This window comes from Saccharothrix lopnurensis, from assembly GCF_042658445.1.
Lineage (GTDB): Bacteria > Actinomycetota > Actinomycetes > Mycobacteriales > Pseudonocardiaceae > Actinosynnema > Actinosynnema lopnurensis.
This window is the reverse complement of record NZ_JBHSQO010000002.1, coordinates 1-20,079: the sequence shown is the minus strand read 5'-3', so window position 1 is coordinate 20,079 and position 20,079 is coordinate 1. Positions and strand designations below refer to the sequence as shown.

Here is a 20,079-nt window from a genome sequence, read left to right as displayed (position 1 = left end):
CGAGATCGACCAGACCGGCCTCCCCGGAAACGGGGGGGCCGGTCTCGCACGCCGACCCTTCGACCAGAAGCGGGCCGAGGCCGCGGTGCGCGAGCTGCTGCTCGCGTGCGGTGAGGACCCGGAGCGCGAGGGCCTGCGCGACACCCCGGCGCGGGTGGCGCGGGCCTACCGCGAGCTGTTCGCGGGCCTGTTCACCGACCCCGACAGCGTGCTGGCCAAGACGTTCGACGAGTCGCACGAGGAGCTGGTGCTGGTCACCGACATCCCCATGTACTCGTTCTGCGAGCACCACCTGCTGCCGTTCCACGGCGTGGCGCACGTCGGGTACATCCCGAACGAGCACGGGCGGGTGACCGGCCTGTCCAAGCTGGCCCGGCTGGTCGACCTGTACGCCAAGCGGCCGCAGGTGCAGGAGCGGCTGACCTCGCAGGTCGCGGACGCGCTGGCGCGGCGGCTCGAACCGCGCGGCGTGATCGTGGTGATCGAGGCCGAGCACCTGTGCATGGGGATGCGCGGCGTGCGCAAGCCCGGTTCGCGGACCACCACCTCGGCCGTGCGCGGGCTGCTGCGCGACTCGGCGTCGTCCCGCGCGGAGGCGATCGAGCTGATCCGGGGACGCCTCCGGTGAGCGTGGCCAGGCCGGACCGCTGCGTGGTGGTGGGCGTGCTGAACGTCACCCCCGACTCCTTCTCGGACGGCGGCCGCTACCCGGGGCTGGACGACGCGGTGGCGCACGGCGTGGCCATGTTCCGGCGCGGCGCCGACCTGGTGGACGTGGGTGGCGAGTCGACCCGGCCGGGCGCGGAGCGGGTGGCGGCGGAGGTCGAGGCCGGGCGGGTCGCGCCGGTGATCCGCGCGCTGGTCGCCGAGGGCGTGCCGATCAGCGTGGACACCATGCGGGCCCGGGTGGCCGAGGCGGCGCTGGAGGCGGGCGCGTCGATCGTCAACGACGTGTCCGGCGGGCTGGCCGACCCGGCGATGATCCCGCTGGTCGCGTCGGCGCGCGTGCCGTACGTGCTGATGCACTGGCGCGGGCACAGCCGGGGGATGAACCGGCTGGCCGTCTACGACGACGTGGTGAAGGACGTGCGGGACGAGCTGTCCCGCCAGGTCGACGCGGCGCTGGCCGCGGGCGTGGCGGAGGACGACCTCGTGCTCGACCCGGGCCTGGGCTTCGCCAAGGACGCCGAGCACAACTGGCAGCTGCTCAACCGCCTCGACGCGCTGGTGTCGCTCGGGTTCCCGGTGCTGGTGGGAGCGTCCCGCAAGCGCTTCCTGGGCTCGCTGCTGGGCGACCGCGACCCGGACGGCCGCGAGGACGCGACCGCGGCGGTCTCGGCGCTGGCGGCGTTCAACGGCGCGTGGGGCGTGCGGGTGCACGACGTGGGGAAGTCGCTGGACGCGGTCGCGGTGGCCAGGGCCTGGCGGTCGGGTCGGGAGGGTCGGGATGGCTGACCGGATCTCGCTGCGGGGGCTGCGCGTGCGCGGCTTCCACGGCGTGTTCGAGCACGAGAAGCGCGACGGCCAGGACTTCCTGGTCGACGTCACCGCCTGGCTGGACCTCTCCCGCGCGGCGGCGACCGACGACCTGCGGGAGACGCTGCACTACGGCGAGCTGGCCGAGCGGGCGGCGGCGATCGTGGCCGGCGGGCCGTACGACCTGATCGAGACCGTGGCGGGCAAGGTCGCGGACGAGGTGATGACCGACCTGCGGGTGCGGGCGGCCGAGGTGACGGTGCACAAGCCGTCCGCCCCGATCCCGCTGACCTTCGCGGACGTGTCGGTGACCATCCGGCGGACCCGTGACTAGGGCGGACCGGTGACCAGGGCGGTCCTGTCGATCGGGTCGAACCTCGGCGACCGGCTGGGGCACCTGCGGCTGGCGGTGGAGGGGTTCGCCGGGTCCCTGGTGGCGGTGTCCCCGGTGTACGAGACCGCGCCGTGGGGCGTGACCGACCAGGACGACTTCCTCAACGCGGTGCTGATCGTCTCCGACGAGGTCGACGAGTGGGGCTGGCTGCGGCGCGGGCAGGCGCTGGAGGAGGCGTCGGGGCGGGTCCGCGAGCGCCGCTGGGGGCCGCGCACGCTGGACGTGGACGTGGTGTCGGTGGACGGGGTGACCTCGGCCGCCCCGGAGCTGCTGCTGCCGCACCCCGGGGCGTTCGAGCGGGCGACGGTGCTGGTGCCGTGGCTGGACGTGGAGCCGGGCGCGGTGCTGCCGGGGCACGGGCGGGTGGCGGACCTGGTGGCGGGGCTCGACCTGAGCGGCGTCACCCGGAGGGACGACCTCCGGCTGGGTGACCGGTCGACGCGGGGCTGATCGGGTCGTGCGCGCGGGTTCGGGGACGATGGTGGGGTGAGGTTCACCAAGCCCCGTGACCTGCTCGCCGCCGGCCTCGTCGCGGGCCTGCTCGCGCACCTGCTGATCAGGCTCGCCTACGACACCCTGCCGCCGCTGCCCACGTTCGCCGGGTTCACCCTGCTGGTCATCGCGGCGGTGGACCTGTGGCTGGCGTTCTCGCTGCGCGCCCGCATCCTGCGCAGGCCCGGCGCGGAGCCGGTGCAGCCGCTGACCGCGGCCCGAGCGGTGGCGCTGGCCAAGGCGTCGTCGCTGCTCGGGGCGATCATGCTCGGCGCGTGGACCGGCGTGCTGTTCTACGTGCTGCCGGTGCGGGACCAGTTCGAGGCGGCGGGCAACGACCTGGTCAGCGCGGTCGTCGGGATGGGGTGCGCCGGCGCGCTGATCGGCGCCGCGCTGTGGCTGGAGCACTGCTGCAGGACCCCCACTGACCCTCACCGGGACGAGTGAATACCGACGCCGAGGTCTCAATCGGATAACTGACCGGTACGGTAGGCGCCATGACCGGGCGAGGCGCGTCGGACGATGACGAGCAGCAGGATCACGGTCGTGGCTCCGGGCGACTGCTGCTGGTAGCGGCATTGGCGCTCGCCCTCGGTGCCGCGGCGGTGCTCGTGCTCAGCGACAGCGCCCGGTGGCTGCGCCTGGCCGTGGTCGCCGCGCTGTGGGCGGCCCTGGTGGGCGCCTTCCTGGCCGCCCGCTACCGCAGGCAGATCGCCGACCGCGAGGACGAGGTGGCGGACCTCCAGTCGGTCTACGAGCTGGAGCTGGAGCGCGAGATCGCGGCCCGCCGCGAGTACGAGCTGGAGGTCGAGGCCGAGACCCGCAAGCGGGTGCGGGAGGAGGCCAAGGACGACCTGGAGGCGCTGCGTGACGAGCTGCGCGCCCTGCGGGAGAACCTGGAGGCCCTGCTCGGCGGTGAGGTCCTGGTCGAACGGGTGGCGCTGCGCGCCGAGTCGACCCGGATGCGCGCCCTGTCCGACCAGTCCCGGTTGATGTCGATGGGTGACCAGCGGATCATCACCGCGGGGACCTCGCTGCCCACCGCGAGCGCGAAGAAGGTCGCGGTGGGCAAGGCCGCCGAGAAGCCCGCGGCGGAGCGCGTCGAGCGGACCGAGCTGATCGAGCGCGTTCCCCACGACACGTCCCGCAAGGACCAGGTTCGCCGTCCCGAACCGACGCGCCCGGAGCCGGCGCGGCGGGAGGCGGCCCAGCCGGTGCGCCGCGAACCCGCCCGTGCGACCCAGCAGCGGCCGGGGACGCCGGCGGTGGTGCGGCGGGAGGCCGCGGCCAAGGCGGAGCCGGTCGAGCGCGTGAACCGGGTTGACGCGGTGGGGCGCGGGGACGCCGGGCGCGGGGACGCGGGCCGGGTGGACGCCGGGCGCGGGGACATGGGCCGTGGGGACGCGGGCCGGGTGGATGCCGGGCGTGGGGACGCGGGCCGTGGGGACGCGGGCCGGGTGGAGGGTGGCCGGGAGGACGCGGCGAGCCGACTGGGCCCGGCCGAACCCGCGCGGGCGGCGCAGCCCGCCCAGCGCGCGCCGGAGCCCGGCGCGCAGACCGAGCACGGCGGCCAGCGGCGCAGCCGGGTGGCCGAGCGCACCGAGATGATCAGCCGGGAAGCGGTGACCCAGCAGGCGCGGCAGGCGGAGGCCCAGCAGGCGCGCCGACCGGAGGCGACGCGGGCGGTCCCGGTGCGGAGGTCGCCCGCCGAGCGCGCGGCCGGCCGGTCACCGGCGGAGCTGACGGGCGAGCACCGCCCCGTGGGCGAGGACCACGCCGGTGACGCGCACCGGTCGGGTCCCGGGCGGGTCGACCTCGGGGGCGAGCACCGACCGGTGACGAGCGCGGCGGGTCGCCGCCCGAGCCTGGAGGCGCGTCGCGCCGAGCTGACCGGTGAGCACCGGCCCGTGACGGGCGCGCACGCCACCGAGACCGGGACCCACCAGCCGGTGGCCGGGGTGCGGGCGAACCAGACCGGGACGCACCAGCCGGTGGCCGGTGCGCGCGGGGACCAGAACGCGACCCGCCAGCCGCCGCCGGGCCGACGTCCCGGGCCGACGGGAACGCACCAGCCGGTGGCCGGTGGGCGCGGGGACCAGAACGGGTCCCGGCAGTCGGCGCAGGGCAGGTCGGCCGAGCAGCCGGGCACGCGCCAGCCGGTGGCCGGTGGCCGGGCGAACCAGACCGGCACGCACCAGCCGGTGGCGGGTCGGCGGGCTGAGCCGACGGGGACCCACCAGCCCGTGGCCGGTCGGCGTCCCGAGCCAACCGGGACCCACCAGCCCGTGGCCGGTGGGCGCGCGGACCAGACCGGGAGCCACCGCCCCGTGGCAGCCGAGGCCCGCCGGTCGTCGGCCGAGCCGGAGGCGCGGTCGGGCCGCCGGTCGGTGGAGCGGCGTGAGGCGGAGACCGCGTCCTCCCCGGGTCGACGCCGGGCGCCCGAGGCCGCCGACGCGGGAGGGCGCCGCCGGGTCGAGGACCGGAGCGACACGTGGGAGGAGATCTCCAAGCCGAGCCGGCGCAAGGCGCCCGAGCCGGTGGAGCCCGCCGGCGCGCACGCGGACGGCAAGTCGGTCAGCGAGCTGCTCGCCGCGTTCGGTGGTGCCGAGTCACCGCGCCGCCGCCGGCGCCGCGGCGAGGACTGAGCCGAGACCGGCCCAGGGCCGAGGCTGGGCCTGCTTGGAGCCGGGCTGGGTCTGGGGCCGGATTGGGTCTGGGGCTGCTGGAGCCGGGGCTGGTGAGGCTGGGGTTGGGTTGGGTTGGGGCTGGGCAGGGGTAGGGCCTGGCTGCGACCTTGGCCTGGCTGCGACCTTGCCGGGCCGGTGCCGGACCGGGCCGTGGTCGGCGGTGCCCTACTTGTCGATGTCCCCCACGACCACGGCGAACGACCCCAGCACCGCGGGCAGCTCGGCCACCCGCGTACCCGGCAGCAGCGCCGACAGCGCCTGCACGTTGTTGAACGACGGCGTCCGCAGCTTCAACCGCCACGGCGTCTTCTCCCCTCGGGACGCCAGGTGCACCCCAGACGTCCCGAGCGGCGCCTCCACCCACGTGTACACCGATCCCTCGGGCGCCTTCACCGCCTTGGGCAGCCGCACGTTCACCGGCCCGCCAGGCAACCGGTCCAGGCAGCGCCCGACCAGGTCGACGGACTGGCGCACCTCGTCCACCAGGCACCGGACCCGGGCCAGCGCATCGCCCTCCGCGCGCACCACCGGCCGCACCTCCAGGCCCGCGTAACCGGGCAGCGGGTCGTCGCGGCGCAGGTCGAAGTCCACCCCGGACGCCCGCCCGACGGGACCGGTCACGCCGAACGCCAGCGCGTCCTCCCGGCCGAGCACCCCCAGACCGGCCAGGCCGGGCGGCGCCTCGCCTGGGTCCACGCCGGCCAGCACCTCGCGCACCCGGTCGGTCCAGCCCGCCGGGACGTCCTCGCGCAGGCCGCCGATCCGGTTGAACATGAAGTGGATCCGCCCGCCGGACGCCTCCTCCAGCACGGCCTGCACCGCGTCCCGGTCGCGCGTCCCGGTGAGCGGGGCGAGGAACACCAGGTGCGCCATGACCCGGTTCAGCTCGCACAGCACGGCGCGCAGCACCTGGGCCCGGTGCGGCACCTCCATGCCGGTCATCCGCTCCACGGCCAGCGCGACGGCCAGTTCGTTGCAGAACGCGGCCAGCCAGTCGTGCCGGTTGGCGAGGGTCAGCACCTGCCGGTAGTCGCGGACCTCGAACAGCTTCTCCGCGCCCCGGTGCAGGTGCCCCACCAGCGGCTCGGCCGCGGTGATGACCTCGTCGTCGCGGACGGTCAACCGCAACCGGTACGCGCCGTGCGCCGACGGGTGCAGGGGGCCGAGGTCGACCACCCGGTCCACGCCGAGGTGGCGTGCCCCGGCCCCCACGCCAACGGTGATCTCCACCCGGTCATGCTCGCACGGCCCCCGGTCGCGGGTGACGGCGAACAGGGAGCAGCCGTGCCTCGTACGGCCCGTGCCCGGCGGTCGGCGCCCGGCGGAACAGCACCACCGGCTCGCCGGCCCCGGCGACTCGGCGTGCCGCCCGCCGCGCTCACCACACCGGCCGGAGCCCGCCCTCCAGGCCGTCCAGGTACGCCTCCAGCGCCCCGCGCCCCGCCACCACGCGCTCGTCCCCGACGGTCGCCGCGAACTCCGCCTCCAGCTCCGCCCACAGCGCGTCGGCGAGGTCGAGGTAGGTCCGGCCCTTCCCGGTCAGCTCCAGGGCCTGCGCCCGGCGGTCGGTGGGGTGGGCGGTGCGGCGGACGTAGCCCCGGTCGACCAGTTCGGCCACGGTCTTGGTCGCCGCCTGCTTGGTCACCCCCAGGTGGCCGGCCAGCTCGACGGCGGTGCGGCCGCCGCCCCCGGCCAGGAAGCGGAACACGAAGCCGTGGGCCGGGCGCAGCGGCTCCAGGTCCGGCGCCCGTTCGGCGAGCCGCGCGTGGAACCTGTCGGTCATCACGCGGAAGGTGCGGGCGAACAGCGTCGACACGGGCTCCACGACCGCCTGGTCTGCAACTAGACAACCAAGTTGACTAGTTGGAGGACCGATGTTCGAGCGCCACGGGTTCGTCTTCACCCCGCACGCCACCCCGTCGCTGGGCAGCACCCGGATCGCCCTGTGGACGGTGCGGGTGCCCGCCGGCGCGCGCGGTGAGCGGCACCGCGTCGACCAGGAGGAGGTGTTCCACGTGCTCGACGGCCGGGTCACCGTCCACGGCCGGGAGGCCGGTCCCGGCGACACCGTGATCGTGCCGCCGCACACCGACTTCGAGTTGGTCGGCGGCCCGGCCACGGTGCTGGTCGCCACCTCCGTCGGCATCACCGCGCTGGTCGGGGAGGAGCGGATCACCCCGCCCTGGGCCCGGTAGCCCTCACGGCCGCCAGGGCGGCAGGGGCGGCAGCAGGGCGGACACCGGCACCCCCACCCCGTGCAGCAGCCAGCCGAACGAGCCCAGGCCGCCCACCGCCCGCAGCTCGGCGACCCGGGACGCCCGCTCGGCCGCCGCCAGCCAGTCGGGCGCGGCCGGGTCCACCGAGCCGGTCAGGCCCAGCGCGCCCAGCGCGTCCCGCTGCGACACCAGCACCCGGTCCCCGCCGGCCGCCGCCGCGCAGGCGTCCAGCGCCACGTGCGCGGTCAGGTCGCAGCTCCCGTCGAACACCGGCTCCACCCGCCGCCCGCCGCGGTAGGCCGCGAACGTGCCCGCCGCGTACCGGCCCGCCGCCCGGTCCGCCCGCACGTGCCCGTAGTCCACCGCCAGCGCCGCGCCCGCCGCCACCCGCGCCACGGCGCCCGCCCACGCCGCGTCCCGGGGCGCGCCCACCTCCGCCCGCTCGCCCTCCCGCACCGGCCACCACCGGGCCAGCCACGGGTCGTCCGACGGCCCGGTGACCAGCGGGCACGGGACCGCGTCCAGCCACTCGTGCCCCACCAGCAGCCCGCGCACCGACGACGGCGCCTCCCGCGCCCACGCCACCCCCGGGAGGGACCGCGCCGGCCCGACGTCCACCGCCGTCACCACCAGCCGGGGGGCCAGCGACCGGGGCGCCAGCTCCCGCACCGCCGCGGCCAGCTCGCCGCCGCCCGCGCCCACGTCCACGAAGTCCACCCGATCGGGACGCCCCAGCGCCGCGTCGACCCGGTCCAGCAGCACGAGCAGCGCCTCGGCCAGCTCCGGCCCGACCAGGGGCGCGGTGCGGAAGTGGTCGGCGGGCACCTCACCGCGCGTGAAGAACCCCGCCGGTCCGTACAGCGCTCCCCGCCAAGCGGATTCCGACTCCACCACCGGTCAAGTGTCCCTTTAAGGTTTGCGGTCGTGACCACTCCCGCCCGCAAGCGCGTCGACCAGCGACGGTGGACCGTGCTGCTCCCGGTCGTCGGCCTGATCGCGCTGGGCGTGTCCGGGCTGGTGCTGTTCGGCCTGGGCACGAGCAGCGTCGGCCTGGTGCCCATCCTGGTCGGCGCGGTGGCCGCCCTGGTGCCGGTGCTCGCGGTGATCGGCGCCTACCTGTGGGTGGACCGGTGGGAACCCGAACCGGCGAAGGTGCTGCTGCTGGCCTTCGCCTGGGGCGCGTGCGGCGCGACGATCACCTCCCTGGTGTTCAACCAGACCGCCTACGTGCTCGGCGAGCTGATCAACGGCGACGGCGCCACGTTCGCCGCCGTCATCGGCGCGCCGGTGGTCGAGGAGGCCGCCAAGGCGGCGTTCATCGTCGCGGTGTTCCTGCGCCGCAGGCACGAGTTCGACGGCGTGGTGGACGGCATCGTCTACGCGGGCGTCACGGCCGCGGGCTTCGCGTTCACCGAGAACATCTGGTACTTCGCCCGCGTCTTCGACGACAGCGGGTTCGGCGACCTCAGCAGCGGCGTGGTGGCGCTGTTCGTGCTGCGCGGCGTGCTCTCGCCGTTCGCGCACCCGCTGTTCACCTCGCTGGCCGGCATCGGCATCGGCCTCGCCGCCATGACCGGCAGGCGCGCGGTGAAGTTCGCCGCCCCCGTCCTGGGCTACCTCGCCGCGGTCGGCCTGCACTCGCTGTGGAACTTCTCCACCACGGTCGGCACCGGCTCCACCTTCATCAACCTGTACTTCCTGATCATGGTCCCGATCTTCGCGGGCATGGTGTGCATGGTCGTCTGGCAGCGCCGCCGGGAGCAGCGGGTCGTCGCGGCGCAGCTGCCGGAGATGGCCGCGCGGCGCTGGATCGCCTCCAGCGAGGTCACCCTGCTGGCCAGCCTCCAGGGGCGGCGGCGGTGGCGGCGCGCGGTCCGCCGCAAGGTCGGCGAGCAGGCGGCCAAGGCGGTCACGGGCTACCAGGTGGCCGCCACGGAGCTGGCGTTCCTGCGGCACCGGATGGCCCAGGGCACCGCGGGCGCGCACGCCGACGAACGTCACGCGAAGCTGCTCGAAGCCCTCGTCGCCGCACGTCAGGCCGCTGTGGACGCGCCGGGCGCGCTCAAGGCCGCGGGTGGTGTTCGTCGCAGTTGACCGCGGTGGGCAACCCACCGGATTACGCTCGCGGCCGTCGTCCGGTACCCGCTGGAAGGGACTGGAACGCCGCTTAAGGAGCTGTGTCGCATGGACGCGACCCCCCGCCCCGCGCGGCTGGCCGTGGGAGTGATCTCGGCCGGTCGGGTGGGCTCGGTGCTCGGCGCCGCGCTGTCCCGAGCGGGGCACGTGGTGAGCGCCGCCTCCGCCGTGTCGCGCGAGTCGCTGCGCCGCGCCGAGGAACTGCTGCCCGACACCCCCGTGCTGCCCCCGCCCGAGGTCGCCGCCTCCGCCGACCTGGTGCTGCTGGCCGTGCCCGACGACGAGCTGCCCGGCCTGGTCCGCGGCCTGGTCGCCACCGGCTCGCTGCGCCCCGGCCAGATCGTGGTGCACACCAGCGGCGCGCAGGGCGTCGCCGTGCTCGCCCCGGCGGCCGCGGCCGGCGCGCTGTGCGTGGCGCTGCACCCCGTGATGACCTTCACCGGCCGCGCCGAGGACGTGCAGCGGATGACCGCCTGCTCGGTCGGCGTCACCGCGGCCGACGGCGACGAGGTCGCCTGGAACGTGGGCGAGGCGCTCGTGGTGGAGATGTCCGCCGAGCCCGTCCGCGTCCCGGAGGCCGCCCGCCCGCTCTACCACGCCGCCCTCGCGCACGGCTCCAACCACCTGATGACCCTGGTCGCCGACTGCGCCGACCTGCTGCGCGAGGCGGGCGTGGCCAACGCCGAGCGGGTGCTCGGCCCCCTGCTGTCGGCCGCGCTGGACAACGTCCTGCGGCACGGCGACCGCGCGTTGACCGGCCCGGTGGCGCGCGGCGACGCGGGCACCGTGGCCAAGCACCTGGAGGTGCTCGGGGAGCACGACGCCCTGCCCGCCTACCGTGTGCTCGCGCGCCGCACCGCGGCGCGCGCGCAAGCCGCCGGGCTGCTCAAGCCCGGACCGGCGTCCGACGTCCGCTCCACCCTTGAGGACTGACAGGCATGACCAAGCCGCTCACCAGGGACGACTACCAGCCGGGCGACGTCACGGTGCACCACGACCCCCGGCGCCTGAACCGCGTCACCAGGGCGCTGCGGGCGGCCGGCCGCAACGTCGCGCTGGTGCCGACCATGGGCGCGCTGCACGAGGGCCACCGCAAGCTCATCCGCGAGGCCCAGGTGCTCCAGAACACCGTGGTCGTCGTCTCCGTCTTCGTGAACCCGGCCCAGTTCGGGCCGGGTGAGGACTTCGAGCGCTACCCCCGCACCCTGGAGTCCGATGTGGACATCTGCCGGGAGGAGCGCGTCGGCCTCGTGTTCGCGCCCTCGGTGGACGACGTGTACCCGCCGGGCGGCACGGTCACCGTCGAGCCGGGCCCGCTCGGCGAGGAGCTGGAGGGCGCGTCGCGGCCGGGGCACTTCACGGGCGTGCTCACCGTGGTGGCCAAGCTGTTCAACATCGCGCAGCCCACCTACGCGGTGTTCGGGGAGAAGGACTACCAGCAGCTCACGCTGGTCCACCGGATGGCGCGCGACCTGAACTTCCCGCTGGACGTGGTGGGCGTGCCGACCGTGCGCGAGCCCGACGGCCTGGCGCTGTCCTCGCGCAACCGCTACCTGTCCGGTGCCGAGCGGCACGCGGCGACCGCGCTGTCCGCCGCGCTGGTGGCGGGCGCGCACGTCAGCGCCCTGGGCGCGGAGGCGGTGCTCAAGGCCGCCCACGACACCCTCGCCGCCGAACCCGGCGTGGACCTGGACTACCTGGAGCTGCGCGCGCCCGACCTCGGTCCGGCGCCCGAGAACGGCGACGCCCGGCTGCTGCTCGCCGCCCGCGTCGGCTCGACCCGACTGATCGACAACGCCGCCGTGCTGCTCGGCACCGGTGACGAGTAGAAGGGGGACAGCGGTGTTCCGCACCATGCTCAAGTCGAAGATCCACCGGGCCACCGTCACCCAGGCCGACCTGCACTACGTCGGCTCGGTCACGGTGGACGAGGACCTGATGGAGGCCGCCGACCTGCTCGCGGGCGAGCAGGTCGCCATCGTGGACGTCACCAACGGCGCCCGCCTGGAGACCTACGTCATCCCCGGCGAGCGCGGCAGCGGCGTGATCGGCATCAACGGCGCGGCCGCGCACCTGGTCAAGCCGGGCGACCTGGTCATCCTCATCGCCTACGGCCAGCTGGACGACGCCGAGGCGCGGGCGTACCGGCCGAGGGTCGTCTTCGTGGACGCCGACAACCGGGTGGTCGACCTGGGCGCCGACCCCGCGCACGCCCCGGAGGGCTCCGGCCTGGTCAACGGCGGGACGGCCCACACCGACCGGACCAACGGGACCCCGGTCGGCGCGGTCGAGCCGGTGTCCGCGGAGACCGAGGACGCCGCGGCGCTGGACGCGCTGATCCAGGCCGAGAACTGACGAGAACCAGCGAGAACCAGGGGGACGGCTGTGCTGCTCGCCATCGACGTCGGCAACACCAACATCGTGCTGGGCCTGTACGACGGGGCCGGGGACACGGCCTCCCTGGTCCGCGACTGGCGGATGCGCACCGACGCCCGGATGACCGCCGACGAACTGGCGCTGACCATGCGCGGCCTGCTCGGCGAGTACGCGGACCAGGTCACCGGCATCTCGGCGCTGTCGACCGTGCCCGCGGTGCTGCGCGAGCTGCGCGTGATGCTCGGCCGCTACTACTCGTCCGTGCCCAAGGTGCTGGTCGAGCCGGGCGTGCGCACCGGCGTGCCGCTGCTGGTGGACAACCCCAAGGAGGTGGGCTCCGACCGGGTGATCAACACGCTGGCCGCGCACCACCTGCACAGCACCGCGTGCGTGGTGGTGGACTTCGGCACCTCGACCAACCTGGACGTCATCTCCGCCAAGGGCGAGTTCCTGGGCGGCGCGCTGGCGCCGGGCATCGAGATCTCGGTGGACGCGCTGGCCTCCCGCGCCGCGCAGCTGCGCAAGGTGGAGCTGGTGCGGCCCCGGTCGGTGATCGGCAAGAACACCGTGGAGTGCCTCCAGTCCGGCATCGTCTACGGGTTCGTCGGCCAGGTCGACGGCCTGGTGCGGCGGATCGAGGCCGAGCTCCAGGCGAGCGAGCCCGGCCCCGTGACGGTGATCGCCACGGGCGGGCTCGCCCCCCTGGTGGTGACGGAGTCGGCCACGATCCAGGCGCACGTGCCGGACCTGACGCTGCTGGGCCTGCGGCTGGTCTTCGAGCGGAACATGCGCTGACCGGCGTGGGTCGGTGCGGTGCGGGTCGGTGCGGCGCGGGTGGAGCACGGGTCAGCGCGTCGACCGCATCCGCACGACACGGGTGATCAGCGGCAGGTCGAACTCGCCCTCGGCGGTCTCGGGGCGGGACCGGAGGAAGGCGAGCATCCGGGCGTTGACCGCCTCGCGCTCCTCGGGCGGAATCACCAGCAGGTGCGAGTGGGTGTTGATGGTCGCCACCAACGACTCGGCGGTGTGCCGCTGCGCGTGCGGGAACTCGCCGTGGGTCGTGTCGGTGAACAGCTCGTGGTCGGGCACCGGCTGCCACTCGCCCGACGGCTCGTCGTGCTCGTTGACGCTGGACCTGGCCGCCCGGTTGAACCCGGGGAACCACGGCACCGACTCGTCGTCGCCGTTCCACAGCGCCGCCAGCACACCGCCCGGCCGCAGCACCCGCGCGATCTCCGGCAGCGCGCGCGCCGGGTCGAACCAGTGGAACGCCTGCCCCACCAGGACGGCGTCCACGGTGTCGTCCGGCACCGGGATGCGCTCGGCGCTGCCCGGCAGCGCCCGCGCCGCGCCGTGCCGGCGCACCAGCTCGCCGAGCATCCCCTCGTCCGGCTCGACGGCGGTCGTGGAGTGGCCCTCGGCGAGCAGGACACCGGTCAGCTTCCCCGTGCCCGCGCCCAGGTCGAGCACCCGGTGCGGTCCGCCGCCCAGGGGCGCCAACGCCCACCGGACGGCCGCGGCCGGGTAGTCGGGACGGTGTTCCGCATAGGCCGCGGCGTGCGCTCCGAAGGAGCCGGCCCGCCTGGCGATCAGGTCGTCTGACGTCACCGCCCCGAGCCTAGCGAGAGCCGGTTCGAATACCGGGGGAGTTCTTCCGTACCCTTCCCCTCCGTGAGCGAGCAGCCGGCGATCCCTTCCACCACCAGCGACGACGACCTCCCCGAGCAGATGCGGGTGCGCCGCGAGAAGCGGGCGCGTCTGCTGGAACGGGGTGTCGATCCCTATCCGGTGGAAGTTCCCCGCACGCACACGTTGCGCCAGGTGCGCGAGGCTCATCAGGGGTTGGTCCCGGACACCTCCACCGGTGAGGTCGTGGGCGTGACCGGGCGGGTCATGTTCATCCGCAACACCGGCAAGTTGTGCTTCGCGACGCTGCGCGAAGGCGACGGCACCGAACTCCAGGTGATGCTCAGCCTGGACGGGGTCGGGGAGCGGGCGCTGGCCGAATGGAAGTCCGACATCGACCTGGGCGACCACGTATTCGCGCACGGCGAGGTCATCACCTCGCGCCGGGGCGAACTGTCCGTGCTGGCCGACGAGTGGCGGTTGACCGCCAAGGCGCTGCGCCCGCTCCCGGTCGCGCACAAGGAACTCGCCGAGGAAACCCGCATTCGGCAGCGCTACGTGGATCTGATCCTGCGCGAGCAGGCGCGGAACACGGTGCGCAACCGGGCCGCCGTGGTGCGCTCCTTGCGGGAGTCGTTCCACCGCCGTGGTTTCACCGAAGTCGAGACGCCGATGTTGCAGACGCTCCAGGGCGGCGCCACCGCCAGGCCGTTCGTGACCCGCTCCAACGCCCTGGACATCGACCTGTTCCTGCGCATCGCGCCGGAGCTGTACCTCAAGCGCTGCGTGGTGGGCGGTATCGAGAAGGTCTTCGAGATCAACCGCAACTTCCGCAACGAGGGCATGGACTCGTCCCATTCGCCCGAGTTCTCGATGCTGGAGTACTACGAGGCGTACGCCACCTACGACACGAACGCCGTGCTCACCAGGGAGCTGATCCAGGAGGCCGCGATGGCGGTCGCCGGCTCGCACGTGGTGACGCTGGTCGACGGCGAGGAGTACGACCTCGGCGGCGAGTGGACCACGCTGGGCATGTACGAGTCGCTGTCGGAGGCCGTCGGCGAGGAGGTCTCGCCGAACACGACCGCCGGGCGGCTGCGCGAGCTGGCCGACGCGCGGGGCCTGGAGGTGGACCCGAAGCTCGGCCACGGCAAGCTCGTCGAGGAGCTGTGGGAGCACCTGGTGGGCAACGACCTGCACGCGCCCACGTTTGTGCGTGATTTCCCTGTGGAGACCTCCCCGCTCACCCGGCAGCACCGCACCCGTCCGGGTGTGGCCGAAAAGTGGGACCTCTACGTGCGCGGTTTCGAGTTGGCCACGGGATACTCCGAACTGGTGGACCCGGTGGTCGAGCGGGAGCGCTTGGAAGCCCAGGCGCGCCTTGGCGCCGGCGGGGACGTCGAGGCCATGCCCGTCGATGAAGACTTTCTGCGATCGCTGGAGTACGGAATGCCACCGAGCGGCGGGGTCGGAATGGGCATCGACCGGCTGCTCATGGCGCTCACCGGTCTCGGTATCCGGGAGACGATCCTGTTCCCCCTCGTGCGCCCGGAATGAGTAACTTCTCGGACTCCGGGCGGCGCATTACGCTACTTGTGCGCTAACCTGCACCCGCCAATGCTTTAGGTCGCGGTCGGGGAACACCGCGCATTCGAGTCCAGGAGGATACGCATGGCGCAGAAGGTCACCGTGACCCTGGTCGATGACCTGGACGGTGGGCAGGCCGAGGAGACGGTCGGTTTCGGTTTGGACGGTGTGTCCTACGAGATCGACCTTTCCGCGGGCAATGCGTCCAGGCTTCGCGAGGCCCTCGCCGACTTCGTCGCCGGTGCGCGCAAGGCCGGTGGCCGCAAGCGCGGTCCTGGTCGGCCCGCCGGTGTGAAGGCGGCGCGTCCGGCCTCGGCTGACCGGGAACAGAACCAGGCGATCCGGGAGTGGGCCCGCAAGCAGGGCATGAAGGTCTCGGACCGGGGTCGGATCCCGGCCGAGGTGCTGGAGGCGTACCACCAGCAGGGCTGACGGGCGCGACGTGGCGCAGGTCACGCGCAATTACGTCAATCGACGAAGGGGTGCCGGGTATTCCGGCACCCCTTGGTTGTTTTTTCGCACCGACCCGGGGTGGTGGTGCTTGTCACGGTGGGGTGGGTGATCTTCGGTCCCGGTGGTGGGGTGAAGATCCATTTGTTCGGCCGTTCCCCGCAGTGGTGATCTTCTGTTCGGACCGCCGTCGTCTCGATTGGTCGTGGCGTTCGGCACGCCTTCGGCACGGGCTCCGGCACGAACTTCGGGTCGGCTTCGGGCGGGCCCGGGTTCGGTTCGGGGTCGGCTTCGGGGACGGGCTTCGGGTTCCGTTCGGGGCCGGGTTCCGGCACGTGGCGTGCGGCGGTGATCACCTGATCGTGTTCGGTTAGGCTTGCCTCACCTGGTCTGGACTGGTGAGGAGGACACCGTGGGCCTCCGCGCCACCCGCCTGCTCGTGCTCCTCGGCGCGCTGTCCGGCGTCCTGGTCCTCGTGGCCCTGGTGAGCCTCGCCGTGGGCGCGCGGGACATCCCGCCGGACGAGGTGTGGCGGGCGCTGACCGCCCCGACCGGCGCCGAGAACGACCTGGTCGTGCGCGGTCTGCGGGTGCCCAGGACGGCCCTCGGCGTGGCGGCGGGCGCGGCCCTCGGCGTCGGCGGCGCGCTGATGCAGGGCCACACCCGCAACCCGCTCGCCGACCCCGGCATCCTCGGCGTCACCCAGGGCGCGTCGTTCGCGGTGGTGCTGTCGATCTTCACCCTCGGGGTGGACAACCTCTACGGGTACGTGTGGTCCGCCTTCGCCGGCGCCCTGGTGGCGAGCGTGGTGGTGTTCCTGCTCGGCTCCGGCCGGTCCGGGCCCACCCCGGTGACGCTGGCGCTGGCGGGCGCGGCGGTGTCGGCGCTGATGACCGGCCTGGTGTCCGCGCTGGTGCTGCTGGACCGGCAGAGCCTGGACGCGTTCCGGTTCTGGCAGGTCGGCGGGCTCGCCGGGCGCGAGCTGTCGGTGCTGTGGCAGGTGCTGCCGTTCCTGCTGGTCGGGCTGGCGCTGGCGGCGTTCAACGCGGGCGGGCTGAACGCGCTGGCCCTGGGCGACGAGGTGGCCCGGTCGCTCGGGCACCGGGTGGTGGCGACCCGGGTGGTCGGTGTGGTGGCGATCACCCTGCTGGTGGGCGGCGCGGTGGCGGCGTGCGGGCCGATCGGGTTCCTCGGGCTGGTGGTGCCGCACGTGGCGCGGGCGCTGACCGGGCCCGACCACCGGTGGCTGCTGCCGTTCTCGGCGGTGGTGGGCGCGGTGGTGCTGCTGGCGGCCGACGTGGTGGGGCGCGTGCTGGCCCGGCCCGGTGAGCTGGACGTCGGCATCGTGATGGCGCTGCTGGGCGCGCCGTTCTTCATCGCCCTGGTGCGGCGGCGGAAGCTGGTGAGGCTGTGAGCCGGGGTGGTGGGGCGGGTCCGGCCGCGGTCCGGGACGGGGTGCGGCACCGCGCCGTCGGGCTGCGGCTCGGGCCGGTGTCCTGGCGGGTGCGGTGGCGGCCGCTCGCCCTGGTCGTGGCGGGGCTGGCGGCGCTCGCCGTGGTCGGCGGGGTCGCGGTCGGGCTCGGCGACGTGCCGATCGGGCTGGGCCGGGTGTTCGACGTGCTGCTCGGCGGCGGGACGCGCGGGCAGCGGTTCATCGTGCTCGACCTGCGCCTGCCCCGGGTGCTGACCGGGGTGTGCGTGGGCGCCGCGTTCGGGGTGGCCGGGGCGGTGTTCCAGGCGATCGCGCGCAACCCGCTGGCGAGCCCGGACGTGCTCGGGGTGAGCGGGGGCGCGGCCGTGGGCGCGGTGCTGCTGATCACGTTCGCCGGGTCGTTCGGCGCGGTCGGCGGCTCGCTGTCCGGCGTCGGGGTGCCGCTGGCGGCCCTGGCCGGCGGGCTGGTGGCCGGGCTGCTGGTGCACGGGCTGGCGTGGCGGCGCGGCATCGAGGGGTTCCGGCTCGTGCTGGTGGGCATCGGCGTGGCCGCCGTGGCGGTCAACGTCACCAGCTACCTGTTGACCGTCGGTGACGTCGACGACGCGGCGCGGGCCATGACGTGGCTGACCGGCAGCCTGAACGGACGCGGCTGGGAGCACGTGGTGCCGGTCGCGGCGGCGCTGGCGGTCCTGCTGCCGGTGGCGCTGGTGGGGTCCCGGTCGCTGGGCGCCTTGCAGCTCGACGACGACACGGTGCGCGGGCTGGGCGTGCGGCTGGACCGGGCGCGCGGCGGGTTGCTGCTGCTGGCGGTCGTGCTGGCCTCGCTGGCCACGGCGGCGGCCGGGCCGGTGGCGTTCGTGGCGCTGGTGTCGCCGCAGGTCGCGCTGCGCCTGGCGGGCACGGCCACGCCGCCGCTGATGGGGTCCGCCGTGGTCGGCGCGCTGCTGGTGGTGGCGTCCGACCTGGTCACGCGGGTCGCGTTCGGCGGGGTGGAACTGCCGGTCGGCGTGGTGACCGCGGTGCTCGGCGCGCCCTACCTCATGTACCTGCTCGTCCGCGGTCGTCGGGAGGCACGGGTATGACCAGGGTCGGCGCTGTTCCCGGGGTCCGGTTGCGGGCGGAGTCGCTCTCCGTGGGCTACGGCGAGCGGCTGGTGGTGTCCGGGCTGGACCTGGACGTGCTGTCCGGCTCGGTGACGGCCGTCATCGGGCCCAACGGGTGCGGCAAGTCGACGCTGCTGCGGGCGCTGGGCCGGCTGCTGCCCGCCCGCTCGGGCGCGGTGCTGCTGGACGGCGAGCGCATCGACCGCACGCCCACGCGCGAGGTGGCGAAGGTGCTGGCCGTGCTGCCGCAGTCGCCGCGGGCCCCCGAGGGGCTGACCGTGGCCGAGCTGGTGGCCCGGGGCAGGCACCCGCACCAGTCCTGGTACCGGCAGTGGTCGGCGGACGACGAGGCCGCGGTCGCGGCGGCGCTGGAGATGACCGGGATGGCCGCGCTGGCGGACCGGGCCGTGGACGAGCTGTCCGGCGGGCAGCGGCAGCGGGCGTGGATCTCGATGGCGCTGGCGCAGGGGACCGACCTGCTGCTGCTGGACGAGCCCACGACCTACCTGGACCTGGCCCACCAGATCGACGTGCTGGACCTGGTGCAGCGGTTGAACGCGGAGTTCGGGCGGACCGTGGTGATGGTGCTGCACGACCTCAACCTGGCGGCCCGGTACGCCGATCGGCTGGTGGCGATGCGGGACGGGGAGGTCGTGGTGGCCGGGGCGCCGGCCGAGGTGTTGACCGAGGAGGTGCTGCTGGAGGTGTTCGGGTTGGAGGCGAGGGTGGTGGTCGACCCGGTGGCGGGCACGCCGCTGGTCGTGCCGATCGGGCACCGGCACCGGTGAGGCGCGACCGGCCCTCGTCGGGGTGAAGTCCTCGGGGGTTCGAGCGAAAGCGCTTGGAGCGGAAAGCCCTCAGCGGACCCTCGGGCAGGTGCCGCAGGCTTCGGTGCCCGGCAGGACGTAGTGGAAGCAGCAGCTCTCCCGCCGCCGCGTCCAGCCCGTCTCGGTCGCCCGCAGGGTCGAGGCCGAGGTGAACGGCTCCAGCTTCGCGGGCAGCAGCAGCGACGCGTCCACCACGCCCGAGGACTCGTCGCCGCACATCTGGCCCGCCGTCCACGCGGCGCTGTCCAGGGCGTCGGTGGCCGCCGCCCACAGCATCCGGCGGCCCAGGCGCACGGTCGGGCCGAACGCGGCCACGAACGCCGCGCTGTGCGCCGCGAACCTGGCCCGCAGGAGCGCGGCCAGGGCGCCCTCGTCGGCGACCACGGTGGCCGCCGGGTGGTTCCCGGCCGGGTCGTCGGGCAGGCACGCGAAGTCGTCGGTGAGCAGGGCCACGCCCATGGTGTGCGGGCGGCCCTGGCCGGCGACCTTGATGGCCACGTCCTGGGGCCGGAGCGACGGCACCCGGCGGGCCATGTGGAACAGCACGCCGCCGAGCACGCCGACCACGTTGAGGTACCAGCTCATGACGTAGCCGGCGGTGGTGCGCTCCGGGGCCTCGCCGTACTGCTCCCGCAGCCACTCGGCCAGCGAACCCCGCCAGGCGTCGAACCGCGCCGGCTCCGCGGTGAACTCCGCGCAGGTGGTCCACCCCGCCCGCTCGACGGGGTCGGCCGGCAGGCCGAACCGCACCTCGAACCCCGTGGCCAGGGACGCCGCCCTGGTCAGGGACTCGGACAGGGGTGTCGTCGCATCGCGCGCGGTCACCCTCGTCGGTACGGTCATGTCCAGGGGTCCTCAGCGTCCGGTGGTCGTCTGGGTCGTTCTTCGTCAGGCTTGCCTAACCTTACCCAGGTTAACCTAACTTGTGTCCAGCCCGTGACGCCGGTCACCTGCGGGACGCCGAACGGCTGAATGTTCGCGCTCAGCGGACAACGCCCGATCCGTGGAATCTGCCTGGCAGATCACGCGTTGGTACCGATGTCGGAGGGCCCCGGAGACCACGGCGTGCGAACGGGAACTGAGAGTGTCGGGGCTGACGACTACAGTGGTCCCACGGTGCCGCGCTCTCCACGGTCTGCCCGTGGCGAGCCCGAGGACCGCCGGCGCAGCAGTCAGGGAGTGCAAATGTTCGAAAGGTTCACCGACCGCGCGAGGCGGGTGGTTGTCCTGGCCCAGGAAGAGGCCCGGATGCTCAACCACAACTACATCGG

22 protein-coding genes are annotated in these 20,079 nt (G+C 74.4%); 17 read left to right on the top strand and 5 right to left on the bottom strand.

Annotated elements, in window-relative coordinates; all coding sequences use genetic code 11:
- Nucleotides 1-4 precede the first annotated feature (4 nt).
- The 6 genes from folE to ACFP3R_RS02105 are packed head-to-tail and all read left to right on the top strand — an operon-like array spanning nt 5 to nt 5,007.
- On the top strand, nt 5-628 hold the full coding sequence (gene folE / locus ACFP3R_RS02130; RefSeq protein WP_380632821.1) for a GTP cyclohydrolase I FolE: 624 nt from the start codon (nt 5-7) through the stop codon (nt 626-628).
- Nucleotides 625-1,455: a dihydropteroate synthase gene (gene folP / locus ACFP3R_RS02125; RefSeq protein ID WP_465269975.1), complete on the top strand. Its 831-nt coding sequence runs from the start codon at nt 625-627 to the stop codon at nt 1,453-1,455. Before folE ends, folP begins: the two co-directional genes overlap by 4 nt.
- Nucleotides 1,448-1,810 (top strand): dihydroneopterin aldolase, encoded by a 363-nt coding sequence (gene folB, locus ACFP3R_RS02120; RefSeq protein WP_380632169.1) that lies wholly within the window; start codon nt 1,448-1,450, stop codon nt 1,808-1,810. The genes folP and folB overlap by 8 nt, the downstream gene beginning before the upstream one ends.
- 9 nt (nt 1,811-1,819) lie before the next feature.
- On the top strand, nt 1,820-2,320 hold the full coding sequence (folK, locus tag ACFP3R_RS02115) for a 2-amino-4-hydroxy-6-hydroxymethyldihydropteridine diphosphokinase (RefSeq protein WP_380632167.1): 501 nt from the start codon (nt 1,820-1,822) through the stop codon (nt 2,318-2,320).
- 36 nt (nt 2,321-2,356) lie between these two features.
- Nucleotides 2,357-2,809: a DUF3180 domain-containing protein gene (locus ACFP3R_RS02110; protein ID WP_380632166.1), complete on the top strand. Its 453-nt coding sequence runs from the start codon at nt 2,357-2,359 to the stop codon at nt 2,807-2,809.
- Nucleotides 2,810-2,859: 50 nt separating this feature from the next.
- Nucleotides 2,860-5,007 (top strand): DUF6779 domain-containing protein, encoded by a 2,148-nt coding sequence (locus ACFP3R_RS02105; RefSeq protein ID WP_380632164.1) that lies wholly within the window; start codon nt 2,860-2,862, stop codon nt 5,005-5,007.
- A gap of 207 nt (nt 5,008-5,214) precedes the next feature.
- On the opposite strand, the gene ACFP3R_RS02100 is transcribed toward ACFP3R_RS02105, so the two are convergent.
- Together ACFP3R_RS02100 and ACFP3R_RS02095 are read right to left on the bottom strand one after the other, a co-directional pair.
- Complete coding sequence (locus ACFP3R_RS02100; protein ID WP_380632162.1) at nt 5,215-6,279, bottom strand: NADH-quinone oxidoreductase subunit D; 1,065 nt, start codon at nt 6,277-6,279, stop codon at nt 5,215-5,217.
- Nucleotides 6,280-6,427: 148 nt separating this feature from the next.
- Nucleotides 6,428-6,865, bottom strand: a complete 438-nt coding sequence (locus tag ACFP3R_RS02095; RefSeq protein ID WP_380632160.1) for a MarR family winged helix-turn-helix transcriptional regulator — start codon at nt 6,863-6,865, stop codon at nt 6,428-6,430.
- Nucleotides 6,866-6,923: 58 nt separating this feature from the next.
- Between ACFP3R_RS02095 and ACFP3R_RS02090 the strand changes: the two genes are divergently transcribed.
- Nucleotides 6,924-7,244, top strand: a complete 321-nt coding sequence (locus ACFP3R_RS02090; protein WP_380632158.1) for a cupin domain-containing protein — start codon at nt 6,924-6,926, stop codon at nt 7,242-7,244.
- Between the two features lie 3 nt (nt 7,245-7,247).
- On the opposite strand, the gene ACFP3R_RS02085 is transcribed toward ACFP3R_RS02090, so the two are convergent.
- Nucleotides 7,248-8,159 carry an SAM-dependent methyltransferase gene (locus ACFP3R_RS02085; protein WP_380632156.1) on the bottom strand — a complete coding sequence of 304 codons (912 nt, stop codon included), beginning with the start codon at nt 8,157-8,159 and terminating at the stop codon, nt 7,248-7,250.
- A 75-nt stretch (nt 8,160-8,234) separates the two neighbouring features.
- Between ACFP3R_RS02085 and ACFP3R_RS02080 the strand changes: the two genes are divergently transcribed.
- From ACFP3R_RS02080 to ACFP3R_RS02060, 5 genes are all read left to right on the top strand, one after another.
- On the top strand, nt 8,235-9,359 hold the full coding sequence (locus ACFP3R_RS02080; RefSeq protein ID WP_380632815.1) for a PrsW family intramembrane metalloprotease: 1,125 nt from the start codon (nt 8,235-8,237) through the stop codon (nt 9,357-9,359).
- Nucleotides 9,360-9,449: 90 nt separating this feature from the next.
- Entirely contained in the window at nt 9,450-10,334 is an 885-nt protein-coding gene (locus ACFP3R_RS02075) for a Rossmann-like and DUF2520 domain-containing protein (RefSeq protein ID WP_380632154.1), read from the top strand.
- A 5-nt stretch (nt 10,335-10,339) separates the two neighbouring features.
- Nucleotides 10,340-11,230 (top strand): pantoate--beta-alanine ligase, encoded by an 891-nt coding sequence (gene panC / locus ACFP3R_RS02070; RefSeq protein ID WP_380632152.1) that lies wholly within the window; start codon nt 10,340-10,342, stop codon nt 11,228-11,230.
- 13 nt (nt 11,231-11,243) lie between these two features.
- Nucleotides 11,244-11,756 (top strand): aspartate 1-decarboxylase, encoded by a 513-nt coding sequence (gene panD, locus ACFP3R_RS02065; protein WP_380632151.1) that lies wholly within the window; start codon nt 11,244-11,246, stop codon nt 11,754-11,756.
- A 30-nt stretch (nt 11,757-11,786) separates the two neighbouring features.
- Complete coding sequence (locus ACFP3R_RS02060) at nt 11,787-12,572, top strand: type III pantothenate kinase (protein WP_380632150.1); 786 nt, start codon at nt 11,787-11,789, stop codon at nt 12,570-12,572.
- A gap of 51 nt (nt 12,573-12,623) precedes the next feature.
- On the opposite strand, the gene ACFP3R_RS02055 is transcribed toward ACFP3R_RS02060, so the two are convergent.
- A complete protein-coding gene (locus ACFP3R_RS02055; protein ID WP_380632148.1) occupies nt 12,624-13,388 on the bottom strand; it encodes a class I SAM-dependent methyltransferase in 765 nt (254 codons plus the stop codon).
- 63 nt (nt 13,389-13,451) lie between these two features.
- Here ACFP3R_RS02055 and lysS point away from each other — a divergent pair, with 63 nt between their 5' ends.
- The 5 genes from lysS to ACFP3R_RS02030 all read left to right on the top strand — a co-directional run bounded on the left by lysS (nt 13,452) and on the right by ACFP3R_RS02030 (nt 18,769).
- The gene (gene lysS, locus ACFP3R_RS02050; protein WP_380632146.1) at nt 13,452-14,963 is read left to right on the top strand and encodes a lysine--tRNA ligase; all 1,512 of its coding nucleotides are present in this window, start codon (nt 13,452-13,454) and stop codon (nt 14,961-14,963) included.
- A gap of 114 nt (nt 14,964-15,077) precedes the next feature.
- Nucleotides 15,078-15,425, top strand: coding sequence for a histone-like nucleoid-structuring protein Lsr2 (locus ACFP3R_RS02045; protein WP_380632144.1), 348 nt, complete (start codon nt 15,078-15,080; stop codon nt 15,423-15,425).
- A gap of 430 nt (nt 15,426-15,855) precedes the next feature.
- Entirely contained in the window at nt 15,856-16,857 is a 1,002-nt protein-coding gene (locus ACFP3R_RS02040; protein ID WP_380632142.1) for a FecCD family ABC transporter permease, read from the top strand.
- Complete coding sequence (locus ACFP3R_RS02035) at nt 16,854-17,960, top strand: FecCD family ABC transporter permease (protein WP_380632140.1); 1,107 nt, start codon at nt 16,854-16,856, stop codon at nt 17,958-17,960. The genes ACFP3R_RS02040 and ACFP3R_RS02035 overlap by 4 nt, the downstream gene beginning before the upstream one ends.
- Nucleotides 17,957-18,769, top strand: a complete 813-nt coding sequence (locus tag ACFP3R_RS02030) for an ABC transporter ATP-binding protein (RefSeq protein ID WP_380632139.1) — start codon at nt 17,957-17,959, stop codon at nt 18,767-18,769. Before ACFP3R_RS02035 ends, ACFP3R_RS02030 begins: the two co-directional genes overlap by 4 nt.
- Nucleotides 18,770-18,838: 69 nt before the next feature.
- Here the strand turns inward: ACFP3R_RS02030 and ACFP3R_RS02025 are convergent, their stop codons facing one another.
- Nucleotides 18,839-19,651: a (2Fe-2S)-binding protein gene (locus tag ACFP3R_RS02025; protein ID WP_380632138.1), complete on the bottom strand. Its 813-nt coding sequence runs from the start codon at nt 19,649-19,651 to the stop codon at nt 18,839-18,841.
- Nucleotides 19,652-20,079 lie beyond the last annotated feature (428 nt).

Coding starts and splice junctions, on each gene's coding strand:
- ACFP3R_RS02090 (WP_380632158.1), top strand. CDS start 6,924: ATGTTCGAGCGCCACGGGTTCGTCTTCACCCCGCACGCCACCCCGTCG.
- ACFP3R_RS02045 (WP_380632144.1), top strand. CDS start 15,078: ATGGCGCAGAAGGTCACCGTGACCCTGGTCGATGACCTGGACGGTGGG.
- ACFP3R_RS02025 (WP_380632138.1), bottom strand. CDS start 19,651: ATGACCGTACCGACGAGGGTGACCGCGCGCGATGCGACGACACCCCTG.
- ACFP3R_RS02075 (WP_380632154.1), top strand. CDS start 9,450: ATGGACGCGACCCCCCGCCCCGCGCGGCTGGCCGTGGGAGTGATCTCG.
- ACFP3R_RS02030 (WP_380632139.1), top strand. CDS start 17,957: ATGACCAGGGTCGGCGCTGTTCCCGGGGTCCGGTTGCGGGCGGAGTCG.
- folB (WP_380632169.1), top strand. CDS start 1,448: ATGGCTGACCGGATCTCGCTGCGGGGGCTGCGCGTGCGCGGCTTCCAC.
- panC (WP_380632152.1), top strand. CDS start 10,340: ATGACCAAGCCGCTCACCAGGGACGACTACCAGCCGGGCGACGTCACG.
- ACFP3R_RS02105 (WP_380632164.1), top strand. CDS start 2,860: ATGACCGGGCGAGGCGCGTCGGACGATGACGAGCAGCAGGATCACGGT.